The following is a 13701-nucleotide window of genomic DNA, read 5'->3' as shown; positions in this document are numbered from 1 at the left end:
CCCCCTCGCGCGCAGCGAACCGGCGCGACGGGGGGCATTGGCGTTTCGTTGATGCGGGCCGGGTCGCCCCGCCGCGTTCCGGCTCTAGCTCCGATCCGGCCCGCCGACAAGCGGCGCGACGCCTCGGCGAGCCTAACGCCTCCATGCAACCCTCACCGCGCGGCGGGCGTGCAGACCAGGCTCGAATCGGTGCCGCCCTGGGGCCGTACCGTTTCACGCACGTAGCAGATGCTCATCTCCCCGGTGTCGCGATTGACCCGGAAGATGCCGGTCTCACCCTCGTAGTGGGTGGGGGCCAAAGCGTAGCTGCCGGCCTTCTGGGGGCCTGCCCCCTCCCCTTGCGCGAAGCAATGGGTGATGCCCACGGCGCTGCCTGCGGGCCGCTCGAACTGGCACACGTTCATCTCGCCGGTCTGGCGGTTGAGCCCATAGATGCGGTTCGCCTGGGCCGAGGGCGGGGCGGCGAACTCGTAGGCCCCTTGAGCCGGCTGGGCCGCCTGGGCCATGGCACCGCCGCTGCCAAGGCCCGCGACGGCCAGCGCCGCCAGCATGGCGCGCACCGCGGGCTTCAGAGTCCGCTGGTGGTTCCGCGATCCTGCCACGGCGAGAGCAATCCGCTGCATTCAAGACTCCTTGCGTGTTATGGACCTGCCAAGTTCAAGTCCGATCCCGGCATGTCCTGTTCCAAGGCTGCGCCATGCAGCCGCAGCCCTGCGAACGGCACGGACGCTCGCGCGAAAAAGCGGCAGGATTTAAGGCAGAGGGTGGGGTCGGCGCCCCCCATCCCTGTCTGTCCCCGAGGAAGAGGCCCGAACATGACTGCCCCGCCCGTTTCCACCCGCCCCGTGGTCGCCTTCGACCTCGACGGGACCCTGGTCGATACCGCGCCCGATCTGCTGGATGCGCTCGACCTCGTCCTCGCCCCGCACAAGATCCCGCCAGTGAACCGCGCCGAGGCCCGCAACATGATCGGCGGCGGCGCGCGCCTGCTCATCGTCCGCGCCCTGAAAAGCGAGGGTCTCGCCCTGCCCGACGGCGAGGTGGAAGCGATGACGCAGCGCTTCATCGCCCATTATGCCGACAACATCGCGGTGGGCTCGCGCCCCTTCCCCGGCCTCATCGAGGCGCTCGATCGCCTGTCGGCGAAGGGCGTGAGCCTGGCCGTATGCACCAACAAGCTGGAGCACCTCGCCCGGCTGCTTCTGGACGCGCTGGACCTCACCGGGCGCTTTAGCGTGATCACCGGTGCCGACACCTATCCGCGCTCCAAGCCGGACCCGCTGCCGCTCATCTCCACCATTGCCGCGGCCGGCGGCTCGGCGGCGCGCTCGATCATGGTGGGCGACAGCATCACCGACGTGCTCACCGCCCGCGCCACCGGCGTTCCGGTGGTCGCCGTCTCCTTCGGCTATACGGAAACCCCGCCCGCCGAGCTGGGCGCGGATGCGCTGATCCACCATTTCGACGAGCTGGAACGGGCCGTGGATGCCCTTCTGGCGCGCCCGGCGGCGTGAGGTCATCCACAGGCCGACACCACCGGCACTTGACAGGAAGGGGCGCGCCGGCCTAAACGGCGCTCCTCGCAATTGGCGCGGGCGATTAGCTCAGCGGGAGAGCACTCCCTTCACACGGGAGGGGTCGCAGGTTCAATCCCTGCATCGCCCACCATTCCTTCTCCGCACCATTCCAGATACTTGGCCAGATTTTTGGCCAAATACTTGGCCTTGCGCGTATCGCGCCAGCGCGCCTCTTGCTGCCCCTTCAACGCGAAAAGCCCCCGCCGCGGGTGCGACGGGGGCAAATGGCGTTTCTCCCCGCGGGAGGGAGAACTGCGGCGCCTGCCGCGGGGAACGGAAGGCGCCGGCGGTGGCCTTGTCAGGCCGCGCGCATGTTGATCTGGGCTTCGGCGAGGCTGGTGAGCTTGGCGTCGGCCGCCTTCTCCTCGTCGAGGGTGCGCTGGAGCACCGTGGCGCAGTCGTTGCGACCGAGGCGCTTGGCCCAGGCGATCAGCGTGCCGTAGCGGGTGATCTCATAATGCTCCACCGCCTGCGCCGCGGCGGCAAGGGCAGCGTCCAGCACCTCGGGATCGGCCACCTCGGATGCGACCTCCTCGGCCTCCGCGATGATACCGTCGATGGCCGGGCATTTCACCGTCTTGGCCTCGACGCCGTGCATGCGGAAGACCTCCTCCAGGCGCTTCACATGGCCCTCGGTCTCGCCGATGTGGGATTGGAAGGCCTGGCGCAGCGTCGCGCTCGATGCCGTCTCGACCATGGTGGGCAGCGCCTTCAGGATGCGCTTTTCCGCATAATAGATGTCGCGCAGGGTGTGCACGAACAGATCGTCGAGAGAATGGATGTCCTTCGAAAAGAAGCCCATGTCTGTCTCCTGATGTCGTTGAAAGGCCGTAGATTCCAGCCGGAGCGCGCCGGCTGAAATCGCGGTTGGCGTCAGCGCGCGCCGCCCTTGCGGCCGGCCTCGTTCTCCCGATCGCGGTCCTGGGTGGAGGCGCGCTTCTCCTCCGCCTGGCCACCCATGCGGCCGGCTTCGGAGGCGCGATCGCGGTCCTTCTCGAAACCGCCGCCCTGCTGGCCGCGGCCATGATCCTGCTGGTGCTGCTGGCGGTTTTCCGCAGCCTTGCGGGCCGCCTCCTTGGCCTGATCCGTCTCGGGAGTGTTGGAACCACCCTGCTGACGATTGGTCATGGGAATGCATCCTCTTGTTCAGCCCCGGTCATGCAACGGAGGGGAGAGAGGATGGTTCCTTCAATTTTTCAGAGCGTACAGCCACGCTATACTCAAACTCAAAGCGCGGCCGTCACCGTATTCTGGGTCGAATACGGTGACGGCCGCGCTTTTATTCGGTCAAAAAGGCGAGAAACTACAGCCTGCGACTATGATTGACGCGGCAGCACCGGAACCATCCTCAATTGTCGTCAGGGTGGCTCACATCGTCGAGTGCGATGTTGGTGCAGGAGATGGCGCCGTCGGGCTCGTCGAAGGCAGTCTGGGTGAGGAAGGCGCAGCGCGTGCCCTCGGCCGCGGCGATGAAGGAGACGATGCGCTGGGTGATGCCGGCGACCTGGCTGGAATCGTCCGCCGGGCGGAAGGCGGCATCGGCGGGCGGCTGCGGGCCCGCCTTCTTGGCGCTCTTCAGGTCGGTCACGGTGGGGATAAGCGAGAGGGTGTCGGCCGCGTCGTCGGGGGTCACCACCGGCTCGAGGGTCAGGGTGAACTGGTCGAAGCTGCCCTTGCCGAGACGCGTCGCCTCGGCCTCTCCGGTCACCGTCGCCTTGAAGGCGGGGCCGGACACGCCAGGCACCACGGCACCGGCGATCCTGAACTTGCGCGGCCCGGCCGCCGAGGCCTCAGGCGCCGCGCCGGACAAAAGGCGCGCCAGCATGGCTTCCGCATAGGATTTCAGCTTCGCCTCGGACACCTTGTCCGCGTCCCCCACCCGGGCGCGCGGGATGGTGGCGAGCGCCATCTCGCCGCACAGCGCCGGAAGCAGCACGGAAGCGACCTGCGGCACGCGGCGCAGCTCTTCGGCCTGTTTCGCCTCGCTGCCCACCGGCACGGCGATGTCCACGGACACGTCATCGCCTCCCCGCGCGGCGAGGCGCAGGCGGCTCCAGGCATCCTTCAACTTCTGCCGGGCCGGGCCGCCCTGCTGCGGCACCACCACCAGGTCTAGGTCCGCCATGGCGGCCGGTGCTTCTGCGGTTGCGGCCAGATCCTTGGCGCGGAACTGGACGGACAGGCCACCATAGACGCGCCCGCACCAGTCCTCCGGATCGTGCTGGAGCGCCAGCGCCGGCTCGGAGAAGCCCGCCGGCGGGCGGAAGAGGGTGACGGAATCAATGCCGGGGATGCTCGTCGTCTCCTCGAAGATGCGGTGCAGGCCGCGCTCGTTCTCGCTGAAGACGAACCGGTAGGCCTCCGTCCCCTGCCCCACGGTGAGGGTGAGCACCCCGTTGGCCAGCGTGCCGGACAGCGGCAGCGCCGGGCGCGAATCGCCCACGGGCGCTGCGAGGGTTCCCGTCACCTTGCCGCCGGCCACATCCATGCTGGCGATGGCCACATGGTAGGGATCGAAGAAGGGCAACCCCGTTGCCATGTAGCGATCGGCGGCTCGCGCGGTGGCGGGCGCGATGGCGGGCGCAAGCAGCCCGAGGGCTGCGACGAGGGCGAGACGCCCGGCTCGGGACACGAGAAGGTCGCGCATGGTTTGCCGCCTCTGCTGGCACTGCCGCGTTGGGTCCGCTCTATAGCACCCGGCAAGAGGCGCGCCCAAGGCGGCCCACCGGCTGCGCTTGCGCTTAAAGCGGGCGCCCCGGAATGCTATGCGAGGGGCATGAACGCTCCCGAGCCCCCTGCCCGCCGCACCGCCCGCATCATCACTCCCGACGGCATCGGCATCGCCGCCGAAGCCTTCGGGGCGGGGACAGGGGCGGGCATCGTCTTCATCCACGGCTTTTCCCAGTCCAGCCTGTGCTGGGCGCGGCAGACCGCAAGCCCGCAGCTCGTCGACTGCCGCATGGTCACTTATGATTTCCGCGGCCATGGCGGCTCGGACAAGCCCGCAGACCCCGCCTGCTACAAGTCCGCCGAGCTGTGGGCCGGCGAGGTGGATGCGGTGATCCGCGCCTTCGCCCTGGAGCGGCCGGTGCTGGTGGGCTGGTCCTATGCCGGGCGCATCATCGGCGACTATGTCGCCACCTTCGGCACGAAGGGCATCTCCGGGATCGTGTTCGTGGATGCGGTGACGGCCAACGAGCGACGCTTCTATGGGAGCTGCAACCGCCTCATGCGGCTCATGTGCAGCCCGGACGTGGCGGAGAACATCACCGCGACCCGCGCCTTCCTGCGCCGCTGCTTCGCCAACCCGATCCCGCAGCCCCTGTTCGAGCAGCTGTTCGGCGTGAACATGCTGGTGCCGCACCACATTCGGGCCGCCCTGTTCGACCGGGTAGCGGATTATGACGCCCTGATCCGCACCCTCGACGTGCCGGTCCTGGTGGTCCAGGGCGCCCTCGACGAGGTGGTGGCCCCGGCCATGGCGGAGCATATCAGCCAGATCGTGCCCGACGCCCGGCTTGATCTCCACGAGGGTGTCGGCCATGCGCCGTTCCTTGAGGCCCCCGAGCGCTTCAATGCGGCGCTGGCCGCCTTCGTCCGGGAGGTAGCCGGCAAGGCTTGAGCGTTGCCGCAGGGCCGCGCCTGCTTAGAATCCGCATCACACTCCCGTGCGGCTGGAACAGCCTTGCCACAAAGCGGTTGCAGTCATGTCCGTTTTGCGGCGACAAAATGGATTGTCAGAGCGCAACCCGCTCCGCGTGTGTCCCCTTCGTTCCTCAGTTGAGACGTAAGACCCATGACGCACTTCAGATCCCTCGCCCTGGCCGCCGTTGCGGCCGCGCTCGTGGCGGCGGGGCCGGCGCGAGCCGACGACCGCTACGACATCTTCAACTTCAACAAGCTGTTCAGCGGCGCCAACACCAATGCCGGCTACGTGGGCACCTCCTCGCCCATCGGCCGGCAGGTGGTGTCCATCGACCCGCGATACGCGCCGGGCACCATCGTCATCCGCACGTCGGAGCGGCGGCTTTATTACGTCACCTCCCGTGGCGAGGCCCTGCGCTACGGCGTCGGGGTGGGCCGCGAGGGCTTCCAGTGGTCCGGCGTGAAGACCGTCAGCGCCAAGAAGGAATGGCCGTCCTGGACGCCGCCGGCGCAGATGCTGAGGCGCCGTCCCGATCTGCCGCGGCACATGCCGGGGGGCATCGAAAATCCGCTGGGCGCGCGGGCCATGTATCTCGGCTCCAGCCTCTACCGCATCCACGGCTCCAACGAGCCGGAGACCATCGGCCAGGCCGTCTCCTCCGGCTGCTTCCGCATGACCAACGACGATGTGGTGGACCTCTACAACCGCGTCCGCGTGGGCACCACGGTGTACGTGCTGCGCTGAGGTGGACCTGCTGCGCTGATCGGGTTGCGCGGCGATCCGTTCGCGCCCATCTTTGATCATCGAGTTCCAAACGCAAAAAACCCCGGCCACCTTGCGGTGACCGGGGTTTCTATCAGAGCTTCAGCTCAGAGAGCGGCGAGGTTCGACGCCTTGCTCTTACCGCGGTTGTCCGCGACGATATCGAAGGACACCTTCTGGCCATCGTTCAGGCTGTAGAGGCCGGAGCGCTCCACGTCCGAGATGTGCACGAAGACGTCGGGGCCGCCCTCATCCTGCTGGATGAAGCCGAAACCCTTCTGGGAATTGAAAAACTTAACGGTACCTGTGGCCATGGTGGCCTCCTGTGCGCGCATGCCGCTCTTCAGCTGTGCGATGCGCCAGTCACCCCCGCGCACGACCAACGTCGCGGCGCAGCGGGGCGTAGTTCTAGACGAGTTCGAATTGGAAGGCTTTTGTGTCGCGGCCCGAAGGAAACGATGAAGCAGGCCGATGACGAACTGTCCGCTCAGCTCGCCCCTCCGCACATCCATGATCATGGAAAGCGGAGGAACGAACACCCTATGCCGCGGCGGGATCGGAGTACATCCGTCCGTCTCCCGAATGCGTTCGCGCTTTGGAGCGCGCCGCGTCCGGCGGTTTGGGTTGAGCGGAAGATAGGGGCCAATAACGGCCTTTTCAAGGGAGGTTCGGAAAATAATGTGAACCGCCTCCACCTATTTTCCGCCCGCCGCCGCCCTCGCGACGAAACGATCGTCGAAGGTCTTCGCCAGACCGATGGTCGCGGCCTTCAGCTCAGGATCAAATTTCACCCGCATGGCAAGCGCGCTTTTCATACGCTGGACGGGAATGACACCGGAGCGAGAATAGATGGGCATGGATTTATTGACACCTGAGAGATAAAGCGCGCGATCCCCTAGCAAATATTCTTCCGGCACCACCGGCCGCCACGTCCTTGGGCTGCGGCGTCTTCAGCCACATCAAGGTCCGGTGGAAGGCATTCACCAGCTTCCGGGTGGTTGCCGGGTTCGCATCGACGAAATCGCGCTTCATGTGGAGCACGACGGGGCGTTCGGGAGCGGCGGCGGCGAAAGAGGCAAGGCGCGAAAAGGCGGACAAGCCAGGGGCAGGGCCGGACGCGCGCCCTTCACCTTCGCCATGATCGGATGCGAGAATGCCGTTCAGGAATCCCCATGGCCCGCATTCTCGCCACCCTCACCCTGTTCGCAATGCTCCTCGCCGGCACGCCATGGCTGCTGCCCGTGGCGAAGGAGAGCATGAAGCTCGTCGCCGCGCGGGATGATCCGGCCGCCCTCGCCGATCTGGGTTTGGCCGGCTTCACGGCGGAAGACGCGCGCCGCTCCATCGCCGCGGCGCTGGCAGAGGACGATGCCGCCCTCGCCGCCTCGTTCCTCGCGCTTGCCGATGCCCGCGGCCTCCCGATCCCGCCAGAATTGCGCGCGCAGGTCACCGACGCCACCGGAGCGCTGCCCGAAGCTATGCGGTCGGCCAAGGCGTTCGGCCTCGGCTTCGTCACCGGTGAGCCGCGCGACCTCGCCGGACTCGCCGGTGCGGCGACCAGCGACCTCATGGTGTGGGGCGACATCCGCGACGCCGGCCGCGAGGGCCTGAAGCTCGCGCGCGGCGAGGATGCGGACGAACTGATTCTCGGCCTGTCCGCCGTGGGCATCGCCGTCACCGCCGGCACCTACGCCACCGTGGGCGCGAGCCTGCCGGTGCGGATCGGCATTTCGCTGGTGAAGGTGGCGAAGCGCACCGGCCGCCTGTCCGCCGCGCTGGCCCGCAGTTTCACCCACGCGGTGCGCGAGAGCGTGGATTTTTCTGCCCTGCGCCGGCTCGCGGCGGCACCCGCCACGGTGGATGCCGCCGCGGTGAAGGGCGTGGTGCGCACCCAGCGCCTCACCGACCTCACCCACATGCTGGACGACACCGCACGCATCGAGGCGAAGGCCGGCAGCCGCGCGGCCCTTGAAGGCCTGAAGGTGGCGGACAGCGGGCACGACCTCTCCCGCGTCGCCCGCCTCGCCGAAGCCAAGGGGTCCCAGACCCTCGCCATCCTCAAGACGCTCGGGCGCGGCGCCATCGCCATCACCAGCGCTTTGTTCCACCTGATCTGGTGGGCATTCGCGGCGGCGCTCTACGCCTTCGCCCTCGTCTCGTCCTTCAATTCGGTCTGCGTCGCCTGCGCCCGCCGCTGCTGGCGCGGGCAGCGCCCGGCCGGTCGCCATCGGCATGGCACGCCGGACCCGGCGAAGGCGGCCCTGCTTCCACCGGTGGCCGCTGCCGAGATGGAGGCCGCCGCCGTCCGCGTGCTGGCGGCGATACAGGTCGCGCGGGACCTCGCCGGGGCTCCCCCACCGCCGGACCATCGGCCGATGCGCCATTCGCTTGAAGACTTGGCACAGCAGGAGCGAGCTTCTAGTTTTCCGCCCCGTCATCCGCCCAGATCGGAGCCGCCGCCCGTGACGGTGCCCCGCGAAGGTCTCCCATGCCCCATTTCTCTTCCGCAGGCGTCGATATCGCCTATTTCGACATCGGCTCCGGTGATCCGGTCCTCCTGATCCACGGCTTCGCCTCCTCCAAGGAGATCAACTGGGTTGGCCCCTCCTGGACGAAGACCCTGACCGAGGCCGGCTACCGCGCCATCGGCTTCGACCATCGCGGTCATGGCGAGTCCGAGAAACTCTACGACCCCGCCCTCTACGACACCCGCATCATGGCGGAGGACGCCCAGCGCCTCCTCGCCCATCTCGGGTTGGAGCGGGCCGACGTGGTCGGCTATTCCATGGGCGCGCGGGTGGGGGCGCAGATGGCGCTGCATTTCCCGCAGGCGGTGCGCTCGCTGATCATGGGCGGTCTCGGCATCCATCTGGTGGACGGGGTCGGCCTGCCACAGACCGTGGCCGACGCGCTGGAGGCGCCGAGCCTCGATGACGTTGCCGACCCCATGGGCCGCATGTTCCGCGCCTTCGCCGATGCCAACAAGGCCGACCTGAAGGCGCTCGCCGCCTGCATCCGCGGCTCGCGGCAGGTGCTCACGCGTGAGGAGGTGGCGCGCATCTTCCAGCCGGTGCTGGTGGCCATCGGCACCCGCGACCTGGTCTCCGGGCCCGGCCAGCCTTTGGTGGACCTCCTGCCGGACGGTACCATGCTGGACATCCCCAACCGCGACCACAATCCTGCCGTGGGCGACAAGGTGTTCAAGGCGGGGGCTCTCGAATTCCTGAAACGCCGCCCCTGACGCGGCGTCGGGGAACCTCTCCCCTTTGCACCTCTTGTGCTAGAACAGGCACCAAGTTGCATCGTCGAGGAGGCAGGAATGCCGCAGTCCCCTATGCCGCAGTCCCCCATGTCCGCGCCTGTTGCGGACGCGTACGCCCCGAAGCTGACCAAGGCGGGAACGGAACGCTGGCACGACGTGGTCGATCCGGTCTGGGCCCGCCTGCGCAACGAGGCGGAAGAAGCCGCCGAGCGCGAGCCCTTGCTCGCCGCCTTCCTCATCGGTGCCGTGCTCGGCCAGCCGAGCCTTGAAGCCGTGATCGGGGAGCGCATCGCCGCCCGCCTCGACCACGCGGACGTGCCGGCCAGCGCCATCCGCGCCGCCTGGCTCGAGGCCGCCGCCCGCGACAAGGCGATCTCCCAGGCCCTGCGCGCCGACATCATGGCGGTGGTGGATCGCGATCCCGCGGCCACGCGCACCCTGGAGCCGGTGCTGTATTTCAAGGGCTTCCACGCCATCCAGGCCCACCGTCTGGCGCATTTCCTGTGGACCAGCGGCCAGCGCGATTTCGCGCTTTATCTCCAGAGCCAGGCCTCGTCAGTGTTTGCCGTGGACATCCACCCGCAGGTGCCCATGGGCCGGGGCATCTTCCTCGATCACGCCACCGGCGTCGTCATCGGCGCCACGGCGGTGATCGAGGACGACGTGTCCATCCTGCAGGGGGTGACGCTGGGCGGTACCGGCAAGGAGACCGGCGACCGCCATCCCAAGATCCGCCGCGGCGTGCTCATCGGCGCCGGGGCAAAGGTGCTCGGCAATATCGAGGTGGGGCGCTGCGCCCGCATCGCCGCCGGCTCGGTGGTGCTGAAGCCGGTGCCGCGCAACACCACGGTGGCCGGCATCCCGGCCAAGGTGGTGGGCGAAGCCGGCTGCGCCGAGCCCTCGCGCTCCATGGACCAGATGTTCGAGGACAACATCTGGTCTGGCGCCGATATCTGAGGGCTGTTGACCGCCGCGACTTGAATGCGCGCGCCTTGGCCGCCATAACGCGGCCATCCGTTCGCAAGGAGAACACCGTTGGAAAAAACCGAGCTCGAGCGCGTGCAGCGCTATTTGCGGACCCTGTTCGGCAACCCGCAGATCAAGGTGACTGCCCGCACGAAGAAGAAGGACTCGGCCGAGGTCTATCTGGGCGAGGAGTTCATCGGCGTCCTCTACCGGGACGACGAGGACGACGACCTCTCGTACAACTTCCAGATGGCGATCCTCGATTCCGACCTCGAGTGAGGCCGGGTGCCGATAAGCTTGCCCCATGAATCGGCATCATGGGTCTGGCATCGGTCTGGCTTCAGCTTGCATGCCTTGGGCACTAAGCCTTGCCCGCACGGTTCGCCCGCACAGATCGACGAGCCGTGCCGCTGACACACAGTGACGGTACGGGAGCGGAGTTTCCGCTTCCGCTCATCAAGCCCTTGTTTCTGAGATGGCAAGCCCCGGCTTCCGAGATGGGCGGCGCCCGCGAACGCCTGACCGCATCCGGCGCGAAGATCAGCCCGGCGTCGGCGGCGCGGTATCCACGATCTCGCGGTCCGGCAGCGCCACGAGGATCAGCACGCCGAGCACGACCATGGTGAAGCGGAAGGCCGCGGCCTGGCCGTTCCAGTCCCTGGACTGCCACATGGCGAAATACTCGCCGGCCACCACCATGAAGCCGAAAAACCAGACCAGGAAAGCCAGTGTGCCGCCCAGATAGACGAAGCGCTTGGCGCGTTCGAAGCGGGCCGCGGGCGCAGTGAGTCGCGCCAGCATGGCGACGGCCCCGAAGGCGAGGAGCAGCCCGCTTGTCGCCTCGCCTGCGATGATGGCGGCATAGGCCACGCGCCACGCCCGCTCATCGGTAACGGCGCGGTGCATCAGGGCGTTGCCGGGAAAGGTCGTGTCCATGCTCAGGACATGGCGCACGAAGGCGTAGTTGGACTCATAGTCCACGAGGTTGTCGTAGGCGACCAGAAGGCAGAAGGCCGACAAAGCCGCCACCATCATCGCCTTCGCAAGACGCAGTTCCATGTCGTCCCCGTTTCCGCGCCCGCTTCCGCGCCCACGTCGCCGGCCACGTCTGCGCCCACGTCTCCTAAGAGCCCGACGCGATCAGATTGAAGCAATCTGATCGGTGAACCGCCCTCCGGATTCAGGAAAGAGCGCGGCTGCTCGAAGATCAGCGGCGGCGGAAATTCTGCTGGCGGCGGGCGCCGGGCGGCGGGGCGTTGCCCTCGGCCTTGTGGCGGAAGTTGATGCGGCCGCGATCGAGGTCGTAAGGCGACATCTCCACCACCACGCGGTCACCCTCAATGGTGCGGATGCGGTTCTTCTTCATCTTGCCGGCCGCATAGGCCAGAATCTGATGATCGTTGTCGAGCCGCACACGAAAGTTACCGTCCGGGAGCACCTCGGTCACCGTTCCTTCGAACTCCAGCAGTTCTTCCTTCGCCATATAGTCTTCTCCAGATGCCCCGAACGATGGGGCGCAACTGCCGGGCTTATCTCACGAAAACACCCGTACGCCCATAGGTAGATGCGCGCGGCGGGCCATTTTCGCCATCCGCGCGCAGAATGATCAATGCAATGCGCCTCAGCGCACCGGGCGCTTGGCCCCGCCCGGACGCGAGTCCGAGCGCTGGCCGCGGTTCGGCACCGACTGCATGAAGCCGAGGCCGCCGATGTCGCCCGCCGGGCGCTGGCCACGCTCGGTCCTCAGGCCACGGCCCTCGGCCCGGGCCGGCTGGCCGGCGCGATGGCCCGCACCCTGAGCGCCGCTGGCATCGGGACGCCCTTCCGGACGACCACCGGCCGGACGACCTTCGCCGCGCGGCTGGGCAGCACGCGCCGGCTGGGGCCGGCCTTCTTCCGAACGCGGCGCCCGCGACCGGCCTTCGCCGGAGCGCTCCTCGCCATGGCGGGGACGCTGGCCGCGCGGGTTCTGCCGGCCGGACCGGCCGATATAGTCCGAACGCTCCGATGTCTCGTCCCGCTCGTCGAGGATGATGGGCTCAAGCTCCGGCACCGCGAAACGGGTGCCCGCGCCCCGGCGGTCGCTGGCAGGAAGCTGCATCTTGATGAGTTTCTCGATGGACCGCAGGAACGCGCGCTCCTCGTGATCACAGAAGGAGATGGCGATGCCCTCGCGGCCGGCGCGCGCGGTGCGGCCGATGCGGTGCACATAGCTCTCCGGCACGTTGGGCAGGTCGAAGTTGATGACGTGGCTCACCCCGGTCACGTCGATGCCGCGGGCGGCGATGTCAGTGGCGATCAGGGTGCGGATCTTGCCCTCGCGGAAGGCGGCGAGCACCCGGTCGCGCTGGTTCTGCGACTTGTTGCCGTGGATCGCTTCGGCGGCGATGCCGGCCTTGGCGAGCACGCGCACCACCTTGTCCGCGCCGTGCTTGGTGCGGGAGAAGACAAGGGCGCGGTCGATCTCCTCGGTGGAAAGCACCTCGGCGAGGAGCTGGCCCTTGTTGGCCTTGTCCACCAGGATCACCCGCTGCTCGACCCGGTCGGCGGTCTTGGCCACCGGGGTCACCGCGACGCGCACGGGATCGCGCAGCATGGAGCCCGCCAGTTCGGCAATGGCGTGGGGCATGGTGGCGGAGAAGAACAGGGAATGGCGCTTGTGGGGCAGCCGGCGCACAATGGCGCGGATGGCATGCACGAAGCCCATGTCCAGCATCTGGTCGGCTTCGTCGAGGACGAGAACCTCGACCTGGTCGAGCTTCACCGCATTGTTCTCGACGAGATCAATCAGGCGGCCGGGGGTGGCAACCAGCACGTCCACGCCGCGGGAGAGCGCGCGGATCTGCCGGCCCATGGGCACGCCGCCGATGGCAAGCGACACGGTGACGTTGGCATGACGGCCGAACCGCTCGAAATTCTCGACGATCTGGCCGGACAATTCACGGGTGGGCGAGAGCACCAGGGCACGCACCGACTTCGGCTCGGGCCGGTGGGGATGACGCACGAGGCGGTCAAGGATGGGAAGGGCGAAGGCGGCGGTCTTGCCGGTGCCCGTCTGGGCGATGCCGATGAGATCGCGACCCGCGAGAATCTGCGGGATGGCTTCGGCCTGGATGGGGGTGGGAGTGATGTGCTGCGCTTCAGTGAGCGCGCGAACGATAGGCTCGGCGAGGCCGAGGTTCGAAAAAGAGGTCAAGCTCTGACTTTCATATGCGAACGACACCGGCGCACGCATGGGCGCAGCGCGGTTCGCGGGGATATTCGACATCCCGCGTGGCCTGGGGTGTCTAAAGGCAATCGTTGAAGTCGGGCAAAGCCGCTCGCGACGCTTCAAAAGGGGAAGCTCCGGCGGTCTCCGCTACGCGGCCCGAGCGCGCTGCAAGGAGGATTGGGAATCCCTCCGGGGCGCTACGGCAGGGTGTATGACCGATCCCCATGACAATTTCAAGGCGCGCGCAGCTTTTTCGCCCAAGTCCTGCGGCATGACC

The 13701-nt window shown here is 67.8% G+C and carries 16 protein-coding genes and 1 tRNA gene; 8 read left to right on the top strand and 9 right to left on the bottom strand.

The window, feature by feature from the left end; genetic code table 11:
* Positions 1-152 precede the first annotated feature (152 nt).
* Complete coding sequence (locus V5F48_RS11765) at positions 153-623, bottom strand: hypothetical protein (RefSeq protein ID WP_394107776.1); 471 nt, start codon at positions 621-623, stop codon at positions 153-155.
* Between the two features lie 192 nt (positions 624-815).
* On the opposite strand from V5F48_RS11765, the gene gph reads away from it, so the two are divergent.
* Together gph and V5F48_RS11755 are read left to right on the top strand one after the other, a co-directional pair.
* Positions 816-1514, top strand: coding sequence for a phosphoglycolate phosphatase (gph, locus tag V5F48_RS11760; RefSeq protein WP_394258868.1), 699 nt, complete (start codon positions 816-818; stop codon positions 1512-1514).
* A gap of 79 nt (positions 1515-1593) precedes the next feature.
* Positions 1594-1668 (top strand) — tRNA-Val (locus V5F48_RS11755).
* 207 nt (positions 1669-1875) lie between these two features.
* Here the strand turns inward: V5F48_RS11755 and V5F48_RS11750 are convergent.
* From V5F48_RS11750 to V5F48_RS11740, 3 genes are all read right to left on the bottom strand, one after another.
* Entirely contained in the window at positions 1876-2379 is a 504-nt protein-coding gene (locus V5F48_RS11750) for a YciE/YciF ferroxidase family protein (protein WP_394107778.1), read from the bottom strand.
* 71 nt (positions 2380-2450) lie between these two features.
* Positions 2451-2705: a KGG domain-containing protein gene (locus tag V5F48_RS11745; protein WP_394258867.1), complete on the bottom strand. Its 255-nt coding sequence runs from the start codon at positions 2703-2705 to the stop codon at positions 2451-2453.
* A gap of 220 nt (positions 2706-2925) precedes the next feature.
* Positions 2926-4224 (bottom strand): hypothetical protein, encoded by a 1299-nt coding sequence (locus V5F48_RS11740; protein WP_394258866.1) that lies wholly within the window; start codon positions 4222-4224, stop codon positions 2926-2928.
* 129 nt (positions 4225-4353) lie between these two features.
* On the opposite strand from V5F48_RS11740, the gene V5F48_RS11735 reads away from it, so the two are divergent.
* The gene (locus V5F48_RS11735; RefSeq protein WP_394258865.1) at positions 4354-5199 is read left to right on the top strand and encodes an alpha/beta fold hydrolase; all 846 of its coding nucleotides are present in this window, start codon (positions 4354-4356) and stop codon (positions 5197-5199) included.
* A 174-nt stretch (positions 5200-5373) separates the two neighbouring features.
* Positions 5374-5967 (top strand): L,D-transpeptidase, encoded by a 594-nt coding sequence (locus tag V5F48_RS11730; protein ID WP_394258864.1) that lies wholly within the window; start codon positions 5374-5376, stop codon positions 5965-5967.
* Positions 5968-6092: 125 nt separating this feature from the next.
* Here V5F48_RS11730 and V5F48_RS11725 read toward each other — a convergent pair whose 3' ends face one another.
* Both V5F48_RS11725 and V5F48_RS11720 read right to left on the bottom strand, forming a co-directional pair.
* Positions 6093-6299 carry a cold-shock protein gene (locus V5F48_RS11725; RefSeq protein ID WP_138399870.1) on the bottom strand — a complete coding sequence of 69 codons (207 nt, stop codon included), beginning with the start codon at positions 6297-6299 and terminating at the stop codon, positions 6093-6095.
* A gap of 381 nt (positions 6300-6680) precedes the next feature.
* Entirely contained in the window at positions 6681-6905 is a 225-nt protein-coding gene (locus tag V5F48_RS11720) for a hypothetical protein (RefSeq protein WP_394258863.1), read from the bottom strand.
* A gap of 252 nt (positions 6906-7157) precedes the next feature.
* Here V5F48_RS11720 and V5F48_RS11715 point away from each other — a divergent pair, with 252 nt between their 5' ends.
* From V5F48_RS11715 to V5F48_RS11700, 4 genes are all read left to right on the top strand, one after another.
* Entirely contained in the window at positions 7158-8546 is a 1389-nt protein-coding gene (locus V5F48_RS11715) for a hypothetical protein (RefSeq protein WP_394258862.1), read from the top strand.
* Positions 8474-9226 carry an alpha/beta fold hydrolase gene (locus V5F48_RS11710; protein WP_394258861.1) on the top strand — a complete coding sequence of 251 codons (753 nt, stop codon included), beginning with the start codon at positions 8474-8476 and terminating at the stop codon, positions 9224-9226. The genes V5F48_RS11715 and V5F48_RS11710 overlap by 73 nt, the downstream gene beginning before the upstream one ends.
* Before the next feature lie 78 nt (positions 9227-9304).
* Positions 9305-10204, top strand: a complete 900-nt coding sequence (gene cysE, locus V5F48_RS11705) for a serine O-acetyltransferase (protein WP_394258860.1) — start codon at positions 9305-9307, stop codon at positions 10202-10204.
* 78 nt (positions 10205-10282) lie between these two features.
* A complete protein-coding gene (locus tag V5F48_RS11700; protein ID WP_012115183.1) occupies positions 10283-10492 on the top strand; it encodes a DUF3126 family protein in 210 nt (69 codons plus the stop codon).
* 261 nt (positions 10493-10753) lie between these two features.
* Here V5F48_RS11700 and V5F48_RS11695 read toward each other — a convergent pair whose 3' ends face one another.
* From V5F48_RS11695 to V5F48_RS11685, 3 genes are all read right to left on the bottom strand, one after another.
* Positions 10754-11272: a DUF2165 family protein gene (locus V5F48_RS11695; RefSeq protein ID WP_394258859.1), complete on the bottom strand. Its 519-nt coding sequence runs from the start codon at positions 11270-11272 to the stop codon at positions 10754-10756.
* Between the two features lie 148 nt (positions 11273-11420).
* Complete coding sequence (gene infA / locus V5F48_RS11690; RefSeq protein ID WP_012115181.1) at positions 11421-11696, bottom strand: translation initiation factor IF-1; 276 nt, start codon at positions 11694-11696, stop codon at positions 11421-11423.
* Between the two features lie 138 nt (positions 11697-11834).
* Entirely contained in the window at positions 11835-13448 is a 1614-nt protein-coding gene (locus V5F48_RS11685) for a DEAD/DEAH box helicase (protein WP_394258945.1), read from the bottom strand.
* Positions 13449-13701 lie beyond the last annotated feature (253 nt).

Source organism: Xanthobacter autotrophicus ATCC 700552 (assembly GCF_043194565.1).
Lineage (GTDB): Bacteria > Pseudomonadota > Alphaproteobacteria > Rhizobiales > Xanthobacteraceae > Xanthobacter > Xanthobacter autotrophicus_F.
The sequence above is the reverse complement of the archived record's forward strand: the minus strand, read 5'-3'. Positions and strand labels throughout refer to the sequence as shown.